This window comes from Moraxella catarrhalis, from assembly GCF_001632285.1.
GTDB lineage: Bacteria > Pseudomonadota > Gammaproteobacteria > Pseudomonadales > Moraxellaceae > Moraxella > Moraxella catarrhalis.
In genome coordinates this window covers 152,960-176,055 of the sequence record NZ_LWAH01000012.1, presented here as the reverse complement: position 1 = coordinate 176,055, position 23,096 = coordinate 152,960, and the positions used below count along the sequence as shown (strand labels likewise).

21 protein-coding genes are annotated in these 23,096 nt (G+C 41.2%); 15 read left to right on the top strand and 6 right to left on the bottom strand.

The annotated features are described in order from the left end of the window. Positions 1–152 precede the first annotated feature (152 nt). The 8 genes from rph (at position 153) to A4U55_RS02840 (ending at position 7,080) form a co-directional block, all read left to right on the top strand. Positions 153–869, top strand: a complete 717-nt coding sequence (gene rph / locus A4U55_RS02875) for a ribonuclease PH (protein WP_003660342.1) — start codon at positions 153–155, stop codon at positions 867–869. A 1-nt stretch (position 870) separates the two neighbouring features. Beyond that, positions 871–1,326: a hypothetical protein gene (locus A4U55_RS02870; RefSeq protein ID WP_003660341.1), complete on the top strand. Its 456-nt coding sequence runs from the start codon at positions 871–873 to the stop codon at positions 1,324–1,326. Between the two features lie 143 nt (positions 1,327–1,469). Continuing rightward, the gene (locus tag A4U55_RS02865) at positions 1,470–2,798 is read left to right on the top strand and encodes a phospholipase A (protein WP_003673324.1); all 1,329 of its coding nucleotides are present in this window, start codon (positions 1,470–1,472) and stop codon (positions 2,796–2,798) included. A 17-nt stretch (positions 2,799–2,815) separates the two neighbouring features. Continuing rightward, positions 2,816–3,664 (top strand): ComF family protein, encoded by an 849-nt coding sequence (locus A4U55_RS02860; RefSeq protein WP_013108106.1) that lies wholly within the window; start codon positions 2,816–2,818, stop codon positions 3,662–3,664. Continuing rightward, the gene (locus A4U55_RS02855; RefSeq protein ID WP_003665674.1) at positions 3,654–4,214 is read left to right on the top strand and encodes a prepilin-type N-terminal cleavage/methylation domain-containing protein; all 561 of its coding nucleotides are present in this window, start codon (positions 3,654–3,656) and stop codon (positions 4,212–4,214) included. Before A4U55_RS02860 ends, A4U55_RS02855 begins: the two co-directional genes overlap by 11 nt. After that, a complete protein-coding gene (locus tag A4U55_RS02850) occupies positions 4,211–5,212 on the top strand; it encodes a PilW family protein (RefSeq protein WP_003657600.1) in 1,002 nt (333 codons plus the stop codon). The genes A4U55_RS02855 and A4U55_RS02850 overlap by 4 nt, the downstream gene beginning before the upstream one ends. Beyond that, complete coding sequence (locus A4U55_RS02845; RefSeq protein ID WP_003657599.1) at positions 5,205–6,011, top strand: hypothetical protein; 807 nt, start codon at positions 5,205–5,207, stop codon at positions 6,009–6,011. The genes A4U55_RS02850 and A4U55_RS02845 overlap by 8 nt, the downstream gene beginning before the upstream one ends. A 310-nt stretch (positions 6,012–6,321) precedes the next feature. After that, on the top strand, positions 6,322–7,080 hold the full coding sequence (locus A4U55_RS02840) for a hypothetical protein (protein WP_003660336.1): 759 nt from the start codon (positions 6,322–6,324) through the stop codon (positions 7,078–7,080). Between the two features lie 61 nt (positions 7,081–7,141). Here A4U55_RS02840 and A4U55_RS02835 read toward each other — a convergent pair whose 3' ends face one another. Both A4U55_RS02835 and pal read right to left on the bottom strand, forming a co-directional pair. Continuing rightward, positions 7,142–7,720, bottom strand: coding sequence for a 4'-phosphopantetheinyl transferase family protein (locus tag A4U55_RS02835; RefSeq protein ID WP_063453983.1), 579 nt, complete (start codon positions 7,718–7,720; stop codon positions 7,142–7,144). Positions 7,721–7,786: 66 nt separating this feature from the next. After that, positions 7,787–8,302 carry a peptidoglycan-associated lipoprotein Pal gene (pal, locus tag A4U55_RS02830; RefSeq protein WP_003657595.1) on the bottom strand — a complete coding sequence of 172 codons (516 nt, stop codon included), beginning with the start codon at positions 8,300–8,302 and terminating at the stop codon, positions 7,787–7,789. 385 nt (positions 8,303–8,687) lie between these two features. On the opposite strand from pal, the gene pepN reads away from it, so the two are divergent. The 3 genes from pepN to A4U55_RS02815 all read left to right on the top strand — a co-directional run bounded on the left by pepN (position 8,688) and on the right by A4U55_RS02815 (position 13,641). Then, entirely contained in the window at positions 8,688–11,276 is a 2,589-nt protein-coding gene (pepN, locus tag A4U55_RS02825) for an aminopeptidase N (RefSeq protein ID WP_063453982.1), read from the top strand. 157 nt (positions 11,277–11,433) lie between these two features. After that, on the top strand, positions 11,434–12,741 hold the full coding sequence (locus A4U55_RS02820) for a 3-deoxy-D-manno-octulosonic acid transferase (protein WP_063453981.1): 1,308 nt from the start codon (positions 11,434–11,436) through the stop codon (positions 12,739–12,741). 186 nt (positions 12,742–12,927) lie between these two features. Further along, positions 12,928–13,641: a 16S rRNA (uracil(1498)-N(3))-methyltransferase gene (locus A4U55_RS02815; RefSeq protein WP_003657592.1), complete on the top strand. Its 714-nt coding sequence runs from the start codon at positions 12,928–12,930 to the stop codon at positions 13,639–13,641. A gap of 27 nt (positions 13,642–13,668) precedes the next feature. On the opposite strand, the gene A4U55_RS02810 is transcribed toward A4U55_RS02815, so the two are convergent. The 4 genes from A4U55_RS02810 to A4U55_RS02795 form a co-directional block, all read right to left on the bottom strand. Next, the gene (locus tag A4U55_RS02810) at positions 13,669–14,892 is read right to left on the bottom strand and encodes a GDSL-type esterase/lipase family protein (RefSeq protein ID WP_003660331.1); all 1,224 of its coding nucleotides are present in this window, start codon (positions 14,890–14,892) and stop codon (positions 13,669–13,671) included. A gap of 18 nt (positions 14,893–14,910) precedes the next feature. Next, positions 14,911–16,008, bottom strand: coding sequence for an SGNH/GDSL hydrolase family protein (locus tag A4U55_RS02805; RefSeq protein ID WP_042510414.1), 1,098 nt, complete (start codon positions 16,006–16,008; stop codon positions 14,911–14,913). Continuing rightward, positions 15,995–17,491, bottom strand: coding sequence for an MBOAT family O-acyltransferase (locus A4U55_RS02800; RefSeq protein ID WP_003673321.1), 1,497 nt, complete (start codon positions 17,489–17,491; stop codon positions 15,995–15,997). The genes A4U55_RS02805 and A4U55_RS02800 overlap by 14 nt, the downstream gene beginning before the upstream one ends. Positions 17,492–17,583: 92 nt before the next feature. Further along, positions 17,584–18,528: a methyltransferase domain-containing protein gene (locus A4U55_RS02795; RefSeq protein ID WP_003660328.1), complete on the bottom strand. Its 945-nt coding sequence runs from the start codon at positions 18,526–18,528 to the stop codon at positions 17,584–17,586. Between the two features lie 4 nt (positions 18,529–18,532). On the opposite strand from A4U55_RS02795, the gene A4U55_RS02790 reads away from it, so the two are divergent. The 4 genes from A4U55_RS02790 to A4U55_RS02775 all read left to right on the top strand — a co-directional run bounded on the left by A4U55_RS02790 (position 18,533) and on the right by A4U55_RS02775 (position 23,090). After that, complete coding sequence (locus tag A4U55_RS02790) at positions 18,533–19,507, top strand: hypothetical protein (protein ID WP_003660327.1); 975 nt, start codon at positions 18,533–18,535, stop codon at positions 19,505–19,507. A 176-nt stretch (positions 19,508–19,683) separates the two neighbouring features. Continuing rightward, positions 19,684–20,748, top strand: coding sequence for an ABC transporter substrate-binding protein (locus A4U55_RS02785; protein WP_063453980.1), 1,065 nt, complete (start codon positions 19,684–19,686; stop codon positions 20,746–20,748). A 255-nt stretch (positions 20,749–21,003) separates the two neighbouring features. Continuing rightward, entirely contained in the window at positions 21,004–22,002 is a 999-nt protein-coding gene (locus A4U55_RS02780; protein ID WP_003657583.1) for an ABC transporter substrate-binding protein, read from the top strand. A 194-nt stretch (positions 22,003–22,196) separates the two neighbouring features. After that, the gene (locus A4U55_RS02775; RefSeq protein ID WP_003660326.1) at positions 22,197–23,090 is read left to right on the top strand and encodes an ABC transporter permease; all 894 of its coding nucleotides are present in this window, start codon (positions 22,197–22,199) and stop codon (positions 23,088–23,090) included. The last annotated feature ends 6 nt before the right edge of the window (positions 23,091–23,096 follow it).

The window sequence follows — 23,096 nt, the reverse complement described above, 5'->3', positions numbered from 1 at the left end:
TAATTATTTTATTTTTATAAGCTGTTTAAACTATCGATGATGCGATAAAGGCTAAGTACACCCCTAGGTTACCCTGATATTTTGTAATATCATACATAACCTGATAAAATAATGCTTACAATCGTTAACAAAAATGTATAGTGAGAAAAATTATGCGTAGCAACAATCGCCAAAATAACGAGCTTCGTCCCATTCATTTTATCCGCCAATATACCAAACATGCCGAAGGTTCGGTATTGGTGTGTTTTGGGGATACCAAAGTTTTGTGTACTGCCAGTATCGAAGCTGGTGTGCCTCGTTGGCTTAAAGGTCAAGGTAAGGGCTGGCTGACCGCTGAATATGGTATGTTGCCACGCGCGACAGGTACTCGTACACAGCGTGAAGCAGCACGGGGCAAGCAATCAGGACGCACCCAAGAGATTCAGCGTTTGATTGGACGCTCACTGCGTGCCATGCTTGACTTATCAAAACTTGGCGAAAATACCATTTATATCGATTGTGATGTTATACAGGCAGATGGCGGTACACGCACAGCCAGTATCAGTGGTGCTGCGGTGGCACTTATTGATGCTTTAGAACACTTGCAGCGTCGTAAAAAGCTTACCCAAGATCCGCTTTTGGGCTTGGTGGCAGCGGTTTCTGTGGGTGTTAATCAAGGCCGTGTATTGCTTGATTTGGATTATGCTGAAGATTCAACTTGTGATACCGATTTAAATGTGGTCATGATGCAGGCAGGTGGGTTTATTGAGATTCAAGGCACAGCAGAAGAAAAGCCATTTACTCGTGCTGAAGCTAATGCGATGCTTGATTTGGCAGAGCTGGGAATTGGGCAGATTATCGAAGCCCAAAAGCAAGTATTAGGCTGGTGATATGCTAATCGTTGAAGATAATGGCGTGATCATCACATTAAATGGACAAGTAAAAGACCCATTATTTTGGTGGTCGATGATATTGCTGCTGCTGGGTGTCTTGGTGGCAATCATTTGTTTGATTGCACCCGTTTTTTATGCAATCGGTGCGTTGGCTTTATTTGCAGTTGTGGTATTTGTGTTTAATATTCAAAGGCAAAAAGCCAAAACTTGTCATATGTTTTCACAAGGTCGCTTAAAGATTACGCCCAAACGCTTTGAGATTCATAACAAATCACTAACCTTATCAGCATCGGCAACAATATCTGCTAAAGATAACAAAATGACAATTGTTGATCGGGGCATTGAATATCATTTTACAGGTTTTGCTGATGACCGTGAAATTAATATAGCCAAACAGGTACTTTTGGGAAAGTCAATCAAAACCAATGCGGTGGCGGTAACATTGGCTAAGTAGTTGTTGTGATACAGACAGGTTGGATGGTCTTTAACTCCACCCACCTAACTTTTTCTTTGTTTGGATTTAAGAGTATGTTATGATGGGCAGGATTTTATTTTAAGTCATCATTTAATGCAATCAGTTGTCCAGAGTAGCCGTTCATGAAAGTTTCACTGTCTACATTGACTTTATCTATTTTGTCATGTTTTGCTATCCTAGCCATTCAGCAAGCAAAAGCTGTACCAAATCCTGTGGCATTTGTTGACGAAGTACGCAGTGAAAATGATCTTGGGCAAGACAATGAATTACCCATTGATGTCCAAAGTGCGACACAATCAGCGTCTACTGATACGGCTAATCCTTTAGACGAACATGAACCAGAGCTTTATACGACAGCTTTAGAAAATAAAACCATGCTGATTAACTGCTCAGCACTTAATCAAGATATCATGCGTTTGGCGTGCTATGACACTTTGGTGCATGGTGAGACGCCAGCGGTAATTAAAACCAAGCGTTCCATTCGCCTTGATGAAACAATTTGGCAGACCATCAAAGGCAAACCCCAGGTTGTCTATCAAGAAACGACAGATCCGATTTTTTTAATGGGTAATGAAAAAGGCATGCTGACCAAAAAAGATGCCAAACAGCTTGAATATGCAGCCAAACAGTTTACACCACTGAGCTTATCATTTGATTTAGACCGAAATAATACACCACTTTGGTCATCACGACCACACAATCCGATGTATGTATTGCCCATATTTATGCACGGTAAGCCTAATCGAAGCCCAAATACGCCCAGTCATGAAGCAAAACAATTTACCCCAAATGAATTTCGTGCTCCCGAGCTAAAATTTCAGGTTTCTGTTAAGGTTAAAGCTGCTGAGGATTTATGGGGGACGGATTCAGATTTATGGTTTGGATATACACAGCAATCGCACTGGCAGATTTTTAATGGAAAAAACTCTCGTCCTTTTAGAGTACATGACTACCAGCCAGAGATTTTCTTAACTCAACCTGTATACTCAGACTTACCATGGGATGGCAAAGTCCGCATGATTGGCATGGGTGCGGTACATCATTCCAATGGTGAAAGTGCCAAACTGTCTCGCTCATGGAATCGTGCTTATTTGATGGCAGGCATGGAATGGAAAAACCTGACTGTCATGCCACGCATTTGGGGGCGTATCTTTAAAGAGGGTAGTGGCAGCCAGCCAGATGATAATCCTGATATCTTGGACTATTATGGTTATGGTGATGTGCGTTTTTTATATCAACTAGAAAATAAAAGTAATATTTCAGGTACGGTACGCTATAATCCACGCTCAGGCAAAGGTGCGTTGCAACTTGACTATGTCTATCCGCTTGGTAAGGGAATTAGTGGCTATTTTCAAATATTTCAAGGCTATGGGCAGTCTTTGATTGATTATAATCATGAGGCGACAAGCTTTGGCGTCGGACTTATGCTTAACGACTGGATGGGTCTATAACTCAACGGCAAATCAATATGGAACACGGCTTGATAAACTTGCTAAAAAACCATAAGCATAAGCGGGCTTTTAATCAGGGCGTTTTAGCTAAGCCTGTATTTGATCAACCATACTGGGTGCATCATCAGGCCGCAATTTGGCTATTTAGGTTGCATCGTCGCTGTGTTTTATGCCAATTACACCATCTGGATTATCAGATGGGTCGGATGAATTTTATTTGTGCTGATTGCCAAGCAAACATTGCCACCCAAGTTTCGTATTTTAACATCCACCTAAACATTGGCAAAGATTTTCCTACCAATAAAGATAGGTTGACCGCCCAACAAACCCCAAAGCGACAACATATCCGTGCTTATCCTATAAGCTATTATCAGTATCCTGTCAATCAGCTCATCAAAAAATTTAAAGACCATGAAAATTCACAATCATTGTTAGCATTGTACGCATTGATTGCCCACTTACCAAAGCCTGACTATTGCCATGCAGGTAATACGGTCATTTTACCCATACCAACGACCCAAGAACGCATGCGTCAGCGTGGATTTGACCCTGTTGCAATCTTGGCCAAATTTTTGGCGTGGCACTGGCAATTACCACTTTGGCAGGGTGTGGCTCGCCATGATGGCAAGCGTCATCAGCGTGGGCTAACTCGTCATGAGCGTTTAGTTAATACTCAAACAGATTTTTATTTATGTCAACAAATTCCCAATCGTCAAATCATTATATTTGATGATGTCATCACCACAGGGGCAACAGTAGCAGCGGTGGCAAATTTATTAATACGGCATCGTCAAGATATTCGACTGATTGCAATTTGTATGGCACATGGTTCTGCTGATTTCGGTTTTGATACTCATGACAGATAATAATCCATCCACCGCTTTGATAACGACTAATGAAGGTGGTTTTGGGCTGATTGAGGTATTGATCTCACTTTTATTGTTATCCGTGGTGGCACTTGGACTAATCACAGTACAGGGACGACTGCTTGTGCAAACTAAGCATGCTGATCTTCGTTTACAAGCAGTTCAGCTGATGGCAAATGACTACCATGCAGTTCGGTCATTTACGCCAGAGCAAAAGCAGATTTATATCCAAACACTTCAAAGGATCGCACAAACAGCACAAAGCCGCTCAGAATCAGACATGAATAGTTATCGTATCGCAGCTTATGCTACCACTATCCGTTGTCGCCCAGAGTGCCATTTGAATGAACAAGCCCAATCTTTGGCGATACAATCAGCACAAGCTGCTGCACGGGCAAATATCATACTGTCGGTCACCGATTGTCAGTTGGGTCATTGCTGGGTCGCTGGATGGGGTATGCAAGCTTTTGAATTAATCAAAACTTGTTCTAACGATGAGCTTGGGTTAAATATTAGCTCATTAGACTGTGCCATCATGGATGGTCTATGAAACCAATATTGACAAATCAGCAAGGCATGACTTTGATGGAGCTGGTGGTTGCCTTAGGTTTGGGTTCATTCATTGTTTTGATGGCAGTGAATTTTTATGCTTTATCAGCCAAAAATAGTGCCTATACGCACAGTATTGCACAATTTATAGATCGTGAGACTTTGGGCATCACGGCCATGACCGAGCAGCTTAGACTGGCAGGCATTGGCATCATAGATATGCCAGCTGTGCTTGTTCATAAAGAACAGTTACTTGGCATCAGTAGCAGCCAAAGTATTAATCTTAATCATCAGCTATCCCAAACAGGTGGCTTACCAAGCCACTATCCTAAATCCTCCGATCAGCTTACCATACATTATATTGCGCCTGCGGATATGTGGGATTGTGAAGGGAGTGTTGTTCTTGGACCCCGTCCAGCTCGCCTAAAAAATGGTAAGATGGCTATGGTAGATGGTCAAGTTGTTATCGAAAGATATTTTGTACAAACAGAAACAGACGGTTCTTTATCCTTACGCTGTGATGCAGGGCGATACATCACCGATGAAATCATGCGTGATGGCACTCGAAATCGACACGGTATCAGCGCACCTTATATAACTGCAGTGATTGATGCTCAGGTCAATAAGCGATTTGGCACCGATAAACCAAACCATATTCGTGGGCTTGGTAAAGGAGATGTGATACTGTCAGATATTGAAGGTTTTTGGGTGAGACTGATCGTGGCTGATGGATCAACCAGACATAGCATGACGATTGAAAATTATCAAACACATTGGTATGGTTATCCCATTATTGGTGTACAGCTTGCTATACTCAGCCGCAGTTCACCTGCACCACATGCAAGCCAGACACACAACTTTTTAATTTTTGATGAAAGCATCTCGCCGCCGAATGATGGTTTACCAAGAAGATTACATACGATGAATGTCAATTTTGTCAATGCTTCTTTGAATCAGACCAAGATGAACCAAAATAACGCCAAAATCATCCATGAATAAATCCACCAACCAATTTAATCATTTAAAAGTATTATCAATAAAAACTTATGATAAATTGCAATCAGGCTTTGTATTGTTAGTCGTTTTGGTTGTGCTACTTTTCATCAGTGGGCTGACGGCACTCATGATGAGCCAAAATTCTGTGGATGTACGCAGTGTACTTTATCACCAAAATCAATACAAGCTTTTTATCGCAGCTGATAAGGCGGTGATGAATCTATGGCAGTTGTCTCCCAAACATCTTGTTCATATGGCTCAGACTGATACATGGCTTGCCTCACTATTATCCGATAAGAATGATTTGACAAAAATTTATACAGCTCAAAGCTGTAATGACTGGCAAACATTTAGTATCAGTACGCTTGACGATCCGCCAATACAATGCCATCACACTGCACCTATTGTAAGTTGGCAAGCTACTTATATAGAGCCAATTGGTGCCAATCATTATCTAAATACATTGCTCCAAAATACACTGTCAAAAAAATCAGCCCATGATATTCAAAACCCCGATCAACAAGCAGTGAATGATGACACAGCTCACTATGAAATTTTTCACTTAAGATTATATGCCATCGCCGCTCAAAATTCACAAGATATCATCCAGTGTCAAGAACCGCTATATCAAACACGCATCACCACTTGCCTAAATGACCACGGGATTATTCATAAAATCAGCGTTGCTGAATGGTTAATTTGGCGTCAAAAAATTCAAAAGACCGATTCATCTGCCGAAGCGGCCAATGCTATTCGTATCATGCCTTTGCGAACCTATGATATACGCTCAATGCGTGAATAGATTTAGAAGAACTGATGGTTCACAAAAAATTACCGTAGCCACTGTAATTTTTATTTGGCTGTGGTAAAATAGTCAAGATTTTTTGTGGATTTGTTGATGTTGCTATAATTGTAAAATATTGTAACAATACTAACGCATTTCTATCATATAATAGATAGCTAATACAATTTTGACCTATTTATTTACATAAACGCATAGAAATACCATAAAAATAGGGGTGGCATTAAGCGATTAATCGTATTAAAATGTAACCATTAATAACTTAGATATGCCTTTAGGTTGTTCGGTGTATCGATTTTAGGAGAAAGTGATGAAAGCTATTAAATTATCTGTAGTTTCTGCTGCAGTTCTACTGTCAACTTCTGCAATGGCAAATGTTGTTACCAATACTGGTGCGACCGTTGTTGACGGTACTCGTACCATCTTTAGCACACTGGTTAAACCTGCAGCTGTGAGTGCTGAGGTTGGTACTTTGGGTTATGGTGCTAACATTGGCTGGGCAGTGAATGATACTGTTGAGCTACAAGCAGGTTGGGCTGGTGGCAATATCGCAAAATCTATCAATGATAACTTTAATGCCAATGGCGTTAACTATCAACTTGAAACTGATTTTTCTAACCCATACTTGGGTGCTCAAGTGCGTCCTGCTGCCAACTGGTTCACCGTTGGGACAGGTATCATCGTACCTAAGAACGACATCAAAGTCCGCTCAAATAACACAACCGATGGTGTTTTCCGTGTTGATGGTAAAGACTACAAACAAAGTGATGTAGGTCAGCTTACTGGTAAGCTTGAGCATCGTAACAAATTAGCACCTTATTTGACACTGGGTTTCCGCCCAAATCTACACAGTAACTGGGGTGTATTTGGTGAAGTTGGTGCTGCCTATTTGGGTAAAGTAGATGCTACTGTTGATGCACAAAATCCAACCAAATCAGTAACTGCTACTGATAGCAAGACCCAAGCGACTGTCATTAAAATTGCAAAACAAGCAGAGCGTGACATCGAAGATAAAAAATATGCCAACTGGTTCCCAATCGCTAAAGTTGGTGTTACTTACCGTTTCTAATTTAAGCTTAGGCTTGAATCAAAAAGGCAGTGCTTATGCATTGCCTTTTTATTCGCTGAAATTAAAATAGAGCAGTTAGCTTGAGCTTAGGGTGGTTATAAAAGTAATCGTCATTATTTTTTATTAAATTGATTGAATTGGGCCGAATGTCAGTCAGATAACATGACATATCCGCACCCATGCCAGTATACAGCTGATCTTGAATCAGTTTGATTCGGCACTCTTTTAATCGCCATAAGATATTAATAAGCTGTTGCCTATCAGTAGAGCTAAATTGAGTAAGTAGATAAATTTCATTGGGATGAAAGTATCGTTCAACCACACTGTATTTAATATCGTTAACTTCTATGTCAATGGCACAAGGTGTTAAGCTGATGATGAGAGCGACTTGATTATCTGAATGGCTAAAGCTGACAAAGTAGCGTATTTTATTTGAGTTAATATAATAAGGGTGTGCATGGTCATGAAATTCACCAACAATGTCAAAGCGGTGCATGGTGATTTGTAAAAGTGAACGCACACACGCAGATTGAGCCTTTTTTTGTTTAAGTCGCTGACGGCTTGTTTGTACCATTTTTGCAAATGCGATGATGACTTGTGGTGCAGGTTGTAAAAAAATGGTAGAGTGAATCTTAAGCATGATGATCAAAAAATAAAAAGCTCAAAACAGGCTGACCCTGATTTGAGCTTGCTTGACTGGTTATCATTAATAAGACAGTTCAGCACGACGATTTTGTGACCATGCTTCTTCATTTGTGCCAAATGCGATAGGGCGTTCTTCACCAAAACTGATAATCTCAACGCTGGCTTGATTAATGCCTTTACCAAGCAAATAGTTGCGTACCGCCACCGCACGGCGTTCCCCCAGTGACATATTATACTCACGACTACCACGCTCATCGGTATGACCTGCAACCAAAACACGAGCTGTTTGATTGGTGGTTAAAAATTGTGCTTGTTCGTCTAAGATGGCAGCAGCTTGCGGTTTAATCTCATCAGAATCAAAGTCAAAATAAACCAAACTGGGTAGCGTGCTTGCCAGAGCCTTAACGGTCTCATCATTATCTACCAAAGGTGCAACACCAGTGTAGATAACGCCAGTGTAACCTGTGGGTGCATTAGGAGCAACCATAACTTGACTTGTTGATTTATTGGCACAGCCTGTCATAAAAGTTAGTACCGATAAAGCGGCGGCAGCGGCGGCAATTTGAATATGTAACATCATAAGGATACCAGATTTTGGCTTGTCAATTATTGTAACGGTTTATAGTGATTGTCAATTAATAAGGGCAAAAAAGTACTTATCAAGTAATAATCTTTCTTATATGTGAATATAATGACAAATTTATCACATTTTTACAAGGATTTTTTATCAAGATTAGGATATGTCCCAGCTTAATTATTAGTGATAAGAGCATGGATTATTTGGTCATTGTTAAATTTATGAGTCCTAAAATTGCCAAATGATTAAAATTTTGCTAACATGATAGCCCCTTTGGTAGGCTTTATTTGGTATTGATGAGCAATAATAATATACCGAGTTAAATGGAATACCGAGTTAAATGGATTAACTTAACATACGCCAAAAACTTAACAACGAAAAGTAGATGATTATGACAGATACAGCACAGTCCCCCAAAAAAGTTTATCTAAAAGACTACACGCCGCCAGTATATGCAGTTGATAAAGTGGATTTGGATATCCGCTTGTTTGATGATCATGCTGTCGTTGGTGCCAAACTTAAAATGACACGAGCACACGCAGGCGAGCTTCGGCTTCTTGGGCGAGATTTAAAGCTTAAAAGCATTCACCTAAATGGTCAGGAATTAGGGTCGCAGGCGTATCATCTTGATAAGGAAGGCTTAACAATTTTAGATGCACCAGATGTCGCAGTGATTGAGACATTGGTTGAGATTTCACCACAAACCAACACAACACTTGAAGGGCTATATCAAGCAGGAACAGGTGATGATAAGATGTTTGTGACACAATGCGAACCTGAGGGTTTTCGCAAAATCACCTTTTTCCCTGACCGCCCTGATGTGTTGACAGAATACACCACACGCCTAGAAGCACCAAAGCATTTTAAAACCTTGCTTGCCAATGGTAATTTGGTTGAGTCAGGAGATGTGGATGAAAATCGCCATTATACCATTTGGCATGATCCTACCAAAAAACCCAGCTATCTATTCGCCGCTGTCATTGCCAATCTAGAAGTGCTTCAAGACCACTATACAACCATTGAAGGTCGAGAAGTTTTGCTTGAGGTGTATGCCGATGCTCAAGATATTGATAAATGTCATGTTGGTATGCAAGCGCTAAAAGATGCGATGAAGTGGGATGAAGATAATTATGGTCGTGCTTATGATTTAGATCGCTATATGATTGTGGCGACAGGTCAGTTTAATATGGGTGCGATGGAAAATAAGGGCTTAAATATCTTTAACACCAGTTGTGTATTATCAAGCCCCGAAACAACAACTGACGAACGCAGTTTTTTGGTTAAATCGGTGATCGCTCATGAGTACTTTCATAACTGGACGGGCAACCGCATTACTTGCCGTGATTGGTTCCAGTTATGCCTAAAAGAAGGATTTACTGTATTTCGTGACCAAAGTTTTTCAGGTGATTTTCGCTCAAAAGCGGTTCAGCGTATCGAAGATGTTGCTGTATTACGGGCAGCACAGTTTGCTGAAGATGCAGGTTCGTTAGCACACCCTGTTCGCCCTGAGAGCTTTGTTGAAATTAATAACTTTTATACAATGACCATCTATGAAAAAGGTGCAGAGATTGTCCGTATGATTGCCAATTTCTTGGGTAAAGAGAAATTTCGCCAAGGTTCGGATGAATATTTTGCTCGCTATGATGGTCAAGCGGTAACCGTTGAAGATTTCTTATCTGCGATGTCAGTGGCAGATGCTCGAGTGATGGATTTTTTAGCGTGGTATCGTCAGCCAGGCACACCAGTTGTATCAGGTGGCTATCGTGTTCTTGGCGATAAAGTTATTATTAATTTATCCCAAAAAATCCGCCATGTACCTAATTATGATGCACCCGTTGCACTACCAATCCCCGTAGATACGGCAATTTTTGATAGCCTAACAGGTGAGATGTTGGCAAGCAGAATGTTGCTTTTGACAACAGATAATGCACAATTTGAATTTGATCACATTCAGCTGTCTGATGGTGCTCATCCTGTGGTATCAGTGTTGCGTAATTTTTCAGCACCTGTCAAGATTGACTTTGATTATACAGATGAAGATTTGGCAAGTTTGGTGGCGTTTGAAAGTGAGGGATTCAACCGTTGGCAAGCACTGCAAATACTGATGAATCGATGGTTATCCGGTAGCGTAGAGGACGCCACTTTAATCATTTCAGTTATCCAAAAAGCTGTTGATGAATTGATTGAAGATGATCCTATGCTGGCAGCACGATTATTTGATATTCCAAGCCAAAAAGAGCTTGCGATGGCTTATGATGAAAATTATGACCCTATCAGTGTTAAAGCTCGCCGAGATGAATTGATTGGCAAAATTGCTGATGGTTTGCTAGAAAATGCCAAGCTTTGGTATCAAAAATTACCATTACAAGCGTATGAAGACACACCGCAGGCACGAGGTCGCCGTTTATTGCGTAATGTTTTATTGAATTTGCGTTTGACGGCAGGCGATGAGATGGCTCATCAAGATGCTTATCATCAATACGATAATGCGTCTTGCATGAGTGAGCGACTGGGTGCTTTGATGGCAATGATTGAGCATAATTTGGATAAAAAAGACAGCTATCTTGATGATTTTTATGCCAAATTTAGCCATGAAGATTTGGTGATTGATGCTTGGTTTGTCGCACAAGCAACGCCAGATAGTACCAGTGTCTCTCAAATAGCCTCACTCATGGAGCGTACCGATTATGATTGGAACACACCAAATCGTGTACGCACGACCTTAAGTGCTTTGGCTGCCAAACCTGTGCAACTTTGGACAGCTGAGGGTCTTGATTTGTATTTGTCATCGGTTGTACGCTTAGATGGTAGCAATCCGCAGTTGGCGGCACGCTTGCTTTCTGCGTTGGCTCGTTGGAATACTTTGACAGCTGATAAAAAAGCGATGGCTCAAGAAAAACTGGCTGCAGTTACCTCTCAGGTTTCATCAAAAAATGTGCTTGAATTTTTGCAAAATATGCAAACGGTAGCATAAGTATCAGTCATTTTAATTCGGGCAGGTAACCGCTTGCCCGTTTTATTATTTGATGATTTTTATTCTCATCAGGATAGTCTTTTATTAACTTAACTAAACAAATATTAACTCAACAAAGAATGCAATCTTATCTTAGTCATAAAATCACTTGATAGCCATGTCTGATACCCATGCTGTTCGACCGCCGTTATATTATCGTTTGGCAACCGTGATGCTTGCACCCATTTATCGGCAAATGGTTATCAAAAAATCCAAAAATAAGCCAACGCTTAAGCGGGAGTTAAATGAGCGTTTTGCTAAGCACTATCAGCCGCCACCTGTTGGCAGGCTAGGCGTTATTTGGTGTCATGCCGTTTCTTTGGGTGAGCTAAATACAGTATACCCATTATTGCTTAAGCTTTTGAATCACGGTTATGGGCTGTGGGTAACGAGTACCACCCAAACAGGTTTTGAGCGTGCGGCTAAATTATTTGATAATGAAATCCGATTGGGGCGTGTGGCACATAGTTTTGTACCTGTAGATACGCCTTCGGTGATTGATACTTTTTTAACGCATGTCAAGCCCGTTGCAGCATTGTTCATTGAAACAGAGCTTTGGGCTAATACTTTATATGCCTGCCGAAAACATGGCATCAAAACATTAATGATTAACGCACGCTTAACCCAAAAATCTTATCTAGGATATGCCAAAATTGCCAAAGTAAGCCAAACGATGATGGCAAATCTTGATGGTATCATTGCTCAAGATGCCAGCTCTGCAAAGCGATTTGGACAGCTGGGCAGGGTTTATATTGTCCAAAGTGATTCGTTAAAATGGACAAGTGTCAGTACGCTAAGCGATGCCCAGTTGGCAGCCGTTAACACCCTAACAAGGCAGCTTAATCAAGCATGTAAAACATACATTTGGGTGATGGCAAGTTCGCATGATGGTGAGGAGTGCATTGCCCTAAAGGCACATCAGCAATTTTTACAAAAATTCCCCAATGCACTACTCATCCTTGTGCCAAGACATCCTGAGCGATTTGAAGTCGTCCACCAAATGTGTTTACAAGGTGGTTTTTTGACTGCTCGCCGTTCAATGGGTGAAACCATTAGCTCAAAGACGCAAATTTATCTTGCCGATACGATGGGGGAGCTACTTTCTTGGTATCAAGTCGCTCAGATTGCGGTAGTTGGCGGCTCGTTTGTGCCAATTGGAGGGCATAATCCCATTGAACCTGCCAGCCTTGCCACACCTGTTATTATGGGTGCTTATGATGATAATTGTAAGGATTTGGTTGAAGCACTAAAACAGGTTGGTGCATTGGTACAACTGCCAGATGAGCCTAATATTTCAGAGCAATTATTTAAAAGCTTATTGCAGGCATCTTTATCTCAATGGACGGGCAAATCAGGTGCTGTATTGGTACAACAAAAACAGCGTGCTTTACAAGAGCAGTTTTTATTTGTGCTGCGTATGATTTAGCCATATGTTATGCAAAAATAATCATGTTATTTTTTAAACCATCTAAATGATATAGTGTGTAATCAGGGTAGGCATCTCCTAAGACATCTTAAGACTTTACCGAATTGGATGGGTGTGATTTGATTATTAAAGCTGTGCTAAACTTGAACCAACATCGACGACTATCTTAATCACATATCATCACTCATGAATATTATTTTATTAAACGATAACGATTTTATCACCGCCGACAGTGCCGTTATTCATAATCAGTCAACCATTGTACATCTAAAAACGGTATTAAATGTACACCATGGCGATTTTATAAAGTTGGGAAAGCTGGGGGGCAATATGGGTCATGGCAGGATTGTCCATATGGATGAAAATCAGGTGATATTATCAGAGATTACTTTGACCAAGTCGCCACCTTGTAAACTTAATCTTGTGGTTGTTTTGGCACTACCACGCCCAAAAGTTTTAAGAAGGCTGGTGATGGATATGACAGCAGCAGGTGTTCGCCATATGGTCTTTATTAACAGTTATCGTACGGATAAGTCCTATTGGAGTTCACCATTACTGTCACGATTGGATGAATTTGTCATCGAGGGTCTGCAACAAGGCATAGATACAATAGCTCCACAGATAACACTTGCCAAACGGTTTAAGCCATTTGTGCAAGATGACTTGCCAAGCCTTATCGGTGATGGCGGTGCAATTGTGGCACACCCTTATGCCGAAGAACACTTTGGTAAACTCACCCAAAACCAGTTACCACAAGTTTTGGTTGTGGGGGCAGAAGGTGGATTTATTCCTTATGAAATTCAGCTTCTGGACAGTGTAGGCGTTCAAGCTGCCAGTTTGGGCAAGCGAATTTTACGCACTGAAGCTGCGGTCAATGCGTTACTGGGTAGATGGCTATAATCAATCACTAAAGTATCATTAACGGTGCTATTTTTGATAAAAAGTGCGTGTTGTTGATAAAGATGGTGCAATTGATATGGGTGATGGGGATATCATCTGTGGCGGTGGTGTTAAGTGTGAAGATGAATTTAATGCAGACAATGAGATAATGTCATCAGCCATTTGCCTGCCCAATTGTTGATAACCTAAATGGGTAAAATGTACCCCATCTTTGGTAGCTTTGCCACTTTTCATCCACTGCTTCATTGAGCAGCTGCCACCCATGGCCGATTGCCAATCCCAAAAAAGCGTGTGTTTATTTTGGGCAGTTTGACGCTGCACTTCTTGAATGGCATGTAAAGTTGGTGGGCGTACACCGCAGCTGCCTGCTGTATTTTTTAGCACCTCAGGCGACGAGACAATCATAATCGCTGAATGTGGCGATGCTTGACGAATTTGTTCAATACGCTCATCTAATACGGTAGCGATGCGTTCGGCACTAAGATTGTTATAAGCTTCATTTGTGCCATAGGCAAGTATGATTAGCTCAGGTGCAATGGTTGCCAACTCTTGTTGCCATGCGTTTTGATTCCAGCGGCTCCAATGTGATAGCTCTGCACCATTGATACCAAGTGATGAGACAATGGCACCAAGTTCATGTTTTGACCTACCCCACCAGCCACCAATGGCGGTATTTGTCATACTGCCTTCAGCAGTGAGCGTAAAAGGCAATTTGGCATCAAAAGTTGTGGTTTGCCAAGTATCGTTTTTAATCGGTGCTTCAAGTATCAGATGATTGCCATCTGCATCACTGATTTTAAATAAGCCATCAGTGGCACTTTGGCGAATGCTGACGGTCATTGATTGCATAGGCTCTTGATTTTTTGCTTTAATAGTCAGCGTACTGCCTGAAAAATTTGGCTTAGCGATTAAACCGCCTAATGTATAATCCTCATTTTGATTGCGGCGACTTGAGATGGGTGTCCATTGATAATTATCATAGCCATAGCGTGCCATACGCTGACCGCTAAAATACATCGGCATCGCCCAGCCCATACCACCGTTACCATAGCGACTTTGTAACTGACTACGTAGTGCTTCGGTCATGCTGTCGCCTGCAGTATGTGAGTCGCCCAGCTGTACGATATGAATGCGGTTATTATTGAGAGCTTGAATGAGCTGATCGGTATTTGGATCTTGATAATTGGTTAAATAATTTGCCGATGTGCTCATTGACATGGCTAACACAGATAACGCAAAAAATTGTTTCATAAATTTGCCTAATAGATATTATGGTATGATGGTGATTTGATCTTGTACAGCTTGGGCGATTAACTTTTGTCCTTTGACACTAAAATGAATACCATCAGCGGTACGCATTTTAACGCTTTTTCCATCTTGTATCAGATAATCATTATAAATATCATCGCTTGTGCCTAATAGCTTGCGTGAATCAATGATAAGTACATGATGGCGTTTTAGTTCATCTTGCATAATCTGATTTAGATAAATCATCTGCTTATTGAGCTTTTGTTTTTTCATATTTGGCGGTGTGATCCAAATGACTTGCGTATTGTGATTTTTGGCACTGTCCAAAATATCCATCATACGCTGACGGTAGCCCATCTCCCATTCTGGCGTTTGGAATTTTAATTGACCGCCATTGACCAAATCAGGCATATCCCAAGGGTCATTAGGCCCCAAAAATACAACCAAAATTTTGATATTGGCATTGATGGACAGTGTCTCTTTGATGGTTTTTGGCCAATTAAATAGGCTTGGATAAGCCAAACCTGTACTTTGTTTGGCAAGATTGACGGATTTGATGTTGTAATTTTTTTGAAGATATTGCTGGATATGCGGTGCGACGCCTTGCATCATTGAGTCGCCAGCAAAAAAAATCTCATCACCTGAATGTATTACATAAGGATTGTCAGGTTTGGCCTCTGATACGCCAACATTATCCATCTGTACAGCGGGCGTAGATTCAAGGCTTTTTGCCATCATTGCCTGATATTTGGGGGTATAAGCCAAATTGTCATTAAAATAATCAACAATTTGCTGATTTTTCTGGTTAATAGCACTGGTTAAATCACCATGCCAAGCATACAGTTTATTGCCGATATCACCACCCATTTTCCAAGCAGGATAACGATCAAGTAAGCTTAAAGGGCTGCTTTTGTGATAAGTTTGTAGATAATATGCATTAATGGAATTTTGCATTATCCATGCACCAAGTGTGGCAAATAAGCACAGCACTATCAGCAAATAGCTGTAACTTTTGCCGTGAAAATAAGGCTTGGGGCGCAGCTTTAGCCGAATATGCTTAGGCTCAGGGTATTGCTTGGTTTGGGCGACCTTTGAGATTGGTTGATTAGAAGTTTGCATAAATAAATCCTGGAATGCCTGACGGCGCAAAAATAACAACAATCATCAAACAAACAAATAAAAGACTGATTAGGATAGGCTTGGGCAATAGACTACCAAGGCGAATAATATTAAGAGTTTGGCGTGTGTAGATGGGGTAGATGAACCAAGCTATCATAAAAAGTGCCAGTATAAACAGCGGATTACCACTCCAAGCAATGTTGGTATGGTTGTATGCCAATGCCTCAAAAATTTGTATTGCCTCACTCCAGCTGGTTGCACGAAAAAACACAAAACAAAATGCCACAAAATGAATGGTCACAAAAATCCCAATCACTTTACCTAGCCAACTGTGGCGATATAGTGCATTGCGTGCATGTTTGGCGTCGACAGCATAAATATTTTGGTAGAGTTTATCGGTACAATTTAACCAAATGATGGCAAGCCCATGCAACACGCCCCAAAGTAGAAAATTCACACTAGAGCCATGCCAAATGCCTGATAATGCCATGGCAATTAATAAATTGACTTGGGTTTTTATAAAGCCCTGGCGACTGCCCCCTAAGGGAATATAGATATAATCACGAATCCATGTAGATAAACTAATGTGCCACCTATCCCAAAAAACACGAATATTATGTGCGATTAATGGTGCTTTAAAGTTGACAGGCAAGCGAAAACCAATCAATAAACCAAATGCTACCATCATCTCACTGTACCCCGAAAAGTCCAAAAATAGCTGTAGCGTATAGCCATAAATTGCGACTAATACCTCTAAGCTATGATATTGCATGGGATTGGCAAAGATGGGATTGACCCAATGGTCAGCCAACCAGCCTGCCAGCCACCATTTTTTAATGAGTGCTAATAAAATCAGGCAAAGTGCGATGGTGGGAAATAAAATACGGCGTGGATTTTGGCTGATGATTTGTTCGCTCATACCACAAGGATTGCCCTCAATATCAGTCAGTCCTGATACCGACTTGGTGCGTGCGATAGGACCTGCACTGATTGTCCCAAAAAAGGATAAGTGGTGCAACAGTGCCATAAAACTTAACTGAGGTACATCATATTCATCATAATAACGACTGACCATATAACTGATGGCTTGGAATGAATAATAAGAAATACCGAGCGGAAAAATGATATTTGCCATCACCCCTGATGAATCCAGCTGCATGGCATCAAGGCTGTACTTAATCCCTTCTCGGAAAAAATCATAATATTTAAAAATGCTCAACTGAATCAGTGTGATGGCAATCCCTAAAATCAGCCAAAATTTCTTGATTTTAGAGCCATTCATCATCTTTGTGATGAAAAATACAAATATTGTATAGCCAAATAAAATCTCTGTCGCAAGCGTACCTGCCATTAGATAAATGACCGTATAGCTAAATAGGATAATGAGAAAATTTTGGAATTTTGGTGTTTGGCGAAACAGCCAATAAATTGCCAAAAAACCAATGAACATTAAAGTAAATTCTAAAGACAGAAAAGAAAACATGGCTCAATTCTATAAAAACCAAGAAAATCACTTATTTTAACACATTATGATTTTATGATTCATACATTTAAATATGCTTGCTAAGTCTGATATCAAGCAGGATTTTTGAAGGCGATGATATGCAGATATCGCCCCATGGCACGAAAAGGCAGCTGGCGTGAGTATTCAAGTTCCATCGCAACCACATCGTCGGGGTTATTTAGGCCACCACGCTTCAGGGGTGCATAATCTGAAAATACCCGAATACCTGAGCGAATACTGATTTTATAATAATGAGCAATTAGCCATGCTTCGACGGTATCGGGGGCGACAGGGTGATTGGGCGTTAAACTTTTATCATCAGCAGGGCGAGGCGTATTAAGCTGATAAAAATTTCCCATGATTAAATTACGATAAATTTTACTGGCAGGATTATAAAAACACAAAGACAGCATGCCACCATCTGCCAAATACTGATCAAAAAAAGTCATGATTTTTTCAGGCTCGCCCAACCACTCAAGTAGTGCATGACATAAGATAATATCAAACTGCTCACCTGCCAAATGATTTGACAATGCCTGATAAGGGCAAGTGATAAACCGTACTTGATCATATACCCCAAGCGATTTGGCATGATCTTTTGCCATATCTAGCATATTGGTTGAAATGTCATTGACCGTTACATGATGATCTGATGCCAAAGATAGGCTAATCTGAGCCAGTCCTGCGCCCACATCTAAGATGCGTAAAGGGCGATTGAGCATAAGCTGATCCATCGCTTCGCTTAAATCTTGCTGAAGCACGGCTAAGCGAATGCGTCCTTTAAGACCGCCATATACTTTTTTGGCAAAGTGTTCGCTAATGGCATCAAAATTTCTATCGTTGGTGATGGTCATAGTTAATTGATAAATAAAATAAAGCAACCAAATGTAAAGGTTGGTGTGCGTGATTTGTTGATGAATTGTGTTATAATAAGGGCATTTTCGCCAATCAAGTATTATAGCACAGCGTGCTTTTCTTCGATAAATTTTATAAATTGGCTTTTGAGTGATGAGCATCTTTATGAAAAAATCTACCATCCAATATTTAAGCTTACCAACTGCTGCACTATTAACGCTGGCTGGTTGTAGTCATGACAACCACCGTGATGATGAGATGGCGGTGGCTGAGCCTGTCGTTCAGCAGATTGATGACATTTGCCAAGCACCAGCCATGCAAGCAAATCTACAAAATGGTATCAAGCAGTCCATTCTTGATGCCGTGATGAGCCAAATGACGGATGCAGACCCCAACCAACGCCTCGCCATACAAAATACCATTGGTCAGCAGCTGAATACTTTACAAATCACCACCCAAAATGCCACGAATTTTGCCGATAGCTGTATGGCGGATGTACATATAACGGTAAACCCCCAAGATTTGGCGAATGCAGAATTTGCTTTTGCTCGTTCAGGGGTAACTTTATTACAGCGTGCTAGCCAAGATCAAGTTGAGTTTTATAATGGCACAATTGTCGCCAAACAAATAACTTATCAAATGGTCAATGGTAATGTGGTGATGTATGGCAACAATCATAATGCCATTCTTCTGATTGCCGATATTTTGGCAGCTTCTACAAGCAGTTTGCCACAAGTATCCATACAATCTGATGTTACCGCACGACCACAAGCAATTGAGCGACTGCCAGAGGCACCAATAGCTATGCCATCAAATCCTCAAGAAGATTCTAGTGTAACGACGTACATTGAACAAAAGCCAGCACCTAACGCACAGGTGTCATCTCGCCCACGCAGCGAGATGTCTTCAAATAATTCAGCACAGACACCCACACAAAACTCGGTAGGGCAATCTTCTGCAGCTGGTAGCACCCCTCGTGTGGATCGTGATAGTCAAGCCAAAGCCAATACCGAGCGTACCACCGAGCGTTCTGCAAATAAGACATCTCAAGACTTACCACACCCACAGCCACCAACGGCGAATGCCAGTAGTGATGGCAAAACAAGTATCAGTATCGTTGAGTCAAACGAAACCTATTGATTGCCGTTTGACCCTGAAATCAAAAAACCCTTTTGACCATCAAAAAGGGTTTTTTGATGGCTATAACGGCTTGGATGAGCTGTTGAAATGGATACGCAATCTATAAAATTTATGTTACAATCAATGAGATTTTTAAGTTTTTATTTTATCACAATCAACATATAATGGAGAGATTTATGACCTTGGCTCGAAATAAGTTTGCTCAAGTCATGCCAAAGTTTGCCGCTATAGCCATCGCAGCTTTGGCGGTTGGCTGTAGTCAACCCACCCAAACAATCTCACAAGCACCTGCCGATACCTCAAATACATCCACCGAAAAAATCCCCAAAACCATTGCGATTACCGCCATCGTTGAGCATCCGTCATTGGATGATATTCGCTTGGGTGTGGTGGATGGTTTGGCAAGCTTAGGTTATAAAGACGGTGAAAATTTGACCGTTAATTTCCAATCTGCCCAAGGTAATATGGCGACTGTCGGGCAGATTGCCAAGCAGTTTGTGGCGGATACACCTGATGCCATCGTAGCTATTACCACACCGAGCGCCCAAAGCTTGGCGGCAGCGACTACAAGCATTCCGCTGATTTATACGGCTGTCTCTGACCCTGTGGCTGCCAAATTATTAAATAACAATCATCAAGCTACCCAGCCTAACATTACAGGTTTATCCAGTCAGCTGCCCATTGAGCCACAAGTTGAATTATTTCAAAAAATCAAGCCTGAAGCCAAACGCATTGGCTTTGTTTTTAGCCCTGGTGAAGCCAATTCTGTTGCCGTCAAAAATAAGTTAATTGAAATTTTACCAAAATATGGCATGACTTTGGTGGAAGTGCCCGCCAATCGATCAAGCGATGTGGGCGATGCGACGCGTTCATTGGCTGGCAAGGTGGATTTACTTTATACATCACTAGATAATGGTGTGGCATCAGCGATGGAAGCGATGGTTTTGGCTGCTAATGAGTTACAAATACCTGTGATTACCTCAGATGAATTTTCGGTACGCCGTGGTGCGACAGCTGCTTTGGGTGTGAACGATTATGATTTTGGCTTGACAACCGCAAAATTGGTCGCTCAAGTGTTAGATGGTAAATCCCCAAATGAAATTAAACCTGAAGTGATGAATACTTTGACCTTATTTATCAGCCCAAAACACGCAGCCAATCAAGGCGTAACGGTGGATTTGACAACACTGGGTGAGAGTATCAATGTTGACACCACGCCAGCGCGTCAGCCGAATAAATAGCATGTTCTTAGCCAAAATATGCGGCATTGGGTGTGAGTCTATGGGTCGGTGTATTTTATAAAGTATGATTGATAAATTCTTAAATGAGAAAGTTTTAAACAGTAAAGTAGCTGACATGGATTATCTATAATTTGTTAATCCCATGTAAATAAATCTTACCAAATATCTTGGCAGGATAATCTGCAGTGTGATAAACTGCATAAACGCTTAATTGAAATGATTTAAATTAAGCGACTTGGCATGACAGGAGTTGCTATGAATAACTTTTTAAAAACGACCCTTTGGGCAAGTTTGGTGGCACTAACCTTGGCGGCATGTGGTGGTGATAAGCCTACCGCTCAAGCTGATTTGGCTACCAGCCAAGCCAAAACAGTGGCAATCACCGCCATTGTTGAGCACCCTGCTTTAGATGCCGCTCGCCAAGGTGCGTTAGATCAATTGACTAAGGAAGGTTTTAAGGAAGGTGAAAATCTGACCGTAAATTTCCAATCTGCCCAAGGCAATATGGCAACGGCAGGTCAAATTGCCAGACAGTTCACCTCGGATAATCCCGACCTTATTTATGCCATTGCCACACCGTCAGCACAGGCTATTGCAGCGGCAACCCAGGATATTCCTGTGGTATTTTCGGCTGTCACTGATCCGATCGAAGCTCGGTTGGTTGCAAACCTAGAAAACTCAGGTAATAACATCACGGGCGCGTCAGATGCGCTGCCTTATGAACCCCAAATTGCCTTAATCCAAGAGCTTGTGCCAACTGTTAAAAATGTTGGTTATGTTTTTAGCCCAGGCGAGGTAAACTCAACTGTGGTACTTAAAACGCTCAAAGAAAAATTAGCACCGCTTGGTATCAATGTCATCGAAGCACCTGCCCAAAAATCTAGCGATATTACTCAAGCTGCCAACTCATTGGTTGGGCGTGTTGATGTGATTTATACTTCAACAGATAATAATGTCATTAATGCTTATGAAGCGTTATATCAAGTTGCAAAAACCGCCAAAATTCCATTAATTTCAGCAGATACCAGTACTGTTGAGCGTGGTGCTGTGGCTGCACTGGGCGTCAATTATACCGATCTTGGCAAAGAAGCTGGTAAAATCATTGCACGCATCTTAAAGGGTGAAAAACCTGCTGATATTCCTGTTCATATCTCTGAAAATCTAGACTTGTATATCAGCAAAAAACATGCGGCTGAGCAAGGTATCATTTTACCACAAGCGGTCATTGATCGAGCTACCAAAGTGGTTGAATAAGGTTTTTTGATAATAACCAGTTTGGCAAAAAGATGCTAATGATGCTTGATGTCATAAGCCAAAGTAGCCATTTTTTAAACCCAAGCCGATTGATAGACTGCCACGCTTGGGTTTGTTTTTTTGGTGAATTTAATCCTACAATAACTTGGACTTTGTTATAATAGGCATTTTAACTTTTTGGGCGGATATGGCTGATGAATTTGATTGCTTTTTTTGGAGCACTGGAGAGTGGTCTGATTTATGCTTTGATGGCACTGGGTGTGCTGATTTCCTTTCGCATTTTAGATTTCCCTGATCTAACCGCCGATGGCAGCTTTCCGTTGGGCGGTGCGGTTGCAGGGATTTGCATTGTCGCAGGCATTAATCCTTGGCTGGCTTGTGTTTTTGGTATGATGGCAGGTATGGTAGCAGGTATGATGACAGCTTGGCTGCATGTTAAGTTGGGTATTTTACACCTACTTGCTGGTATTTTGATGATGACCGCCTTGTATTCGATTAATCTGCGAATTATGAATGCCCCAAACCTGCCGCTACTTGGACAGCCGACAGTATTTACACCATTGATTGATGGTGGTAATGGATTTTGGGTGCGTGTGGCAGTCATTGCAGGGGTTGTATTGGTGGTAAAGCTGGCTTTAGATTGGTTTTTTATCACCGAAATGGGTCTGTCAATGCGTGCGACAGGTTCAAATCTGCGTATGGCACAAGCTCAGGGCATTAATACGCCATGGATTATCATTCTTGGCATGGCGATTTCAAACGGTTTGATTGCACTATCGGGTGCTTTGTTTGTGCAGACCCAAGGATTTGCTGATGTTTCTATGGGTATTGGTACGATTGTGATTGGATTGGCTGCGGTCATTATTGGCGAGGCGGTTTTATCTGCCAAGCGAATTTTTTGGATGACTTTGGCGGTGGTGATTGGTGCGATTTTATACCGTTTATTTATCCAAATTGCACTTTCTAGTGAGCTATTGCGTGGCATCGGCTTTAAATCTCAAGATTTAAATTTAGTGACAGCATTTTTGGTGATCATTGTCTTGATGTTGCCAAAAATTAAAGCCAAGCTATCACCAAAAAAACACTAAGGAGTG

Bases quoted from the DNA above. Each gene is read 5' to 3' on its own strand.
- A4U55_RS02865 (WP_003673324.1), top strand. From the start codon at position 1,470: ATGAAAGTTTCACTGTCTACATTGACTTTATCTATTTTGTCATGTTTT.
- A4U55_RS02845 (WP_003657599.1), top strand. From the start codon at position 5,205: ATGAATAAATCCACCAACCAATTTAATCATTTAAAAGTATTATCAATA.
- A4U55_RS02785 (WP_063453980.1), top strand. From the start codon at position 19,684: ATGACCTTGGCTCGAAATAAGTTTGCTCAAGTCATGCCAAAGTTTGCC.
- A4U55_RS02775 (WP_003660326.1), top strand. From the start codon at position 22,197: ATGAATTTGATTGCTTTTTTTGGAGCACTGGAGAGTGGTCTGATTTAT.
- A4U55_RS02795 (WP_003660328.1), bottom strand. From the start codon at position 18,528: ATGCTCATCACTCAAAAGCCAATTTATAAAATTTATCGAAGAAAAGCA.
- A4U55_RS02850 (WP_003657600.1), top strand. From the start codon at position 4,211: ATGAAACCAATATTGACAAATCAGCAAGGCATGACTTTGATGGAGCTG.
- A4U55_RS02780 (WP_003657583.1), top strand. From the start codon at position 21,004: ATGAATAACTTTTTAAAAACGACCCTTTGGGCAAGTTTGGTGGCACTA.
- A4U55_RS02820 (WP_063453981.1), top strand. From the start codon at position 11,434: ATGTCTGATACCCATGCTGTTCGACCGCCGTTATATTATCGTTTGGCA.
- pepN (WP_063453982.1), top strand. From the start codon at position 8,688: ATGATTATGACAGATACAGCACAGTCCCCCAAAAAAGTTTATCTAAAA.
- A4U55_RS02860 (WP_013108106.1), top strand. From the start codon at position 2,816: ATGGAACACGGCTTGATAAACTTGCTAAAAAACCATAAGCATAAGCGG.
- A4U55_RS02840 (WP_003660336.1), top strand. From the start codon at position 6,322: ATGAAAGCTATTAAATTATCTGTAGTTTCTGCTGCAGTTCTACTGTCA.
- A4U55_RS02870 (WP_003660341.1), top strand. From the start codon at position 871: ATGCTAATCGTTGAAGATAATGGCGTGATCATCACATTAAATGGACAA.
- A4U55_RS02815 (WP_003657592.1), top strand. From the start codon at position 12,928: ATGAATATTATTTTATTAAACGATAACGATTTTATCACCGCCGACAGT.
- A4U55_RS02800 (WP_003673321.1), bottom strand. From the start codon at position 17,491: ATGTTTTCTTTTCTGTCTTTAGAATTTACTTTAATGTTCATTGGTTTT.
- pal (WP_003657595.1), bottom strand. From the start codon at position 8,302: ATGTTACATATTCAAATTGCCGCCGCTGCCGCCGCTTTATCGGTACTA.
- A4U55_RS02855 (WP_003665674.1), top strand. From the start codon at position 3,654: ATGACAGATAATAATCCATCCACCGCTTTGATAACGACTAATGAAGGT.
- rph (WP_003660342.1), top strand. From the start codon at position 153: ATGCGTAGCAACAATCGCCAAAATAACGAGCTTCGTCCCATTCATTTT.
- A4U55_RS02810 (WP_003660331.1), bottom strand. From the start codon at position 14,892: ATGAAACAATTTTTTGCGTTATCTGTGTTAGCCATGTCAATGAGCACA.
- A4U55_RS02805 (WP_042510414.1), bottom strand. From the start codon at position 16,008: ATGCAAACTTCTAATCAACCAATCTCAAAGGTCGCCCAAACCAAGCAA.
- A4U55_RS02835 (WP_063453983.1), bottom strand. From the start codon at position 7,720: ATGCTTAAGATTCACTCTACCATTTTTTTACAACCTGCACCACAAGTC.
- A4U55_RS02790 (WP_003660327.1), top strand. From the start codon at position 18,533: ATGAAAAAATCTACCATCCAATATTTAAGCTTACCAACTGCTGCACTA.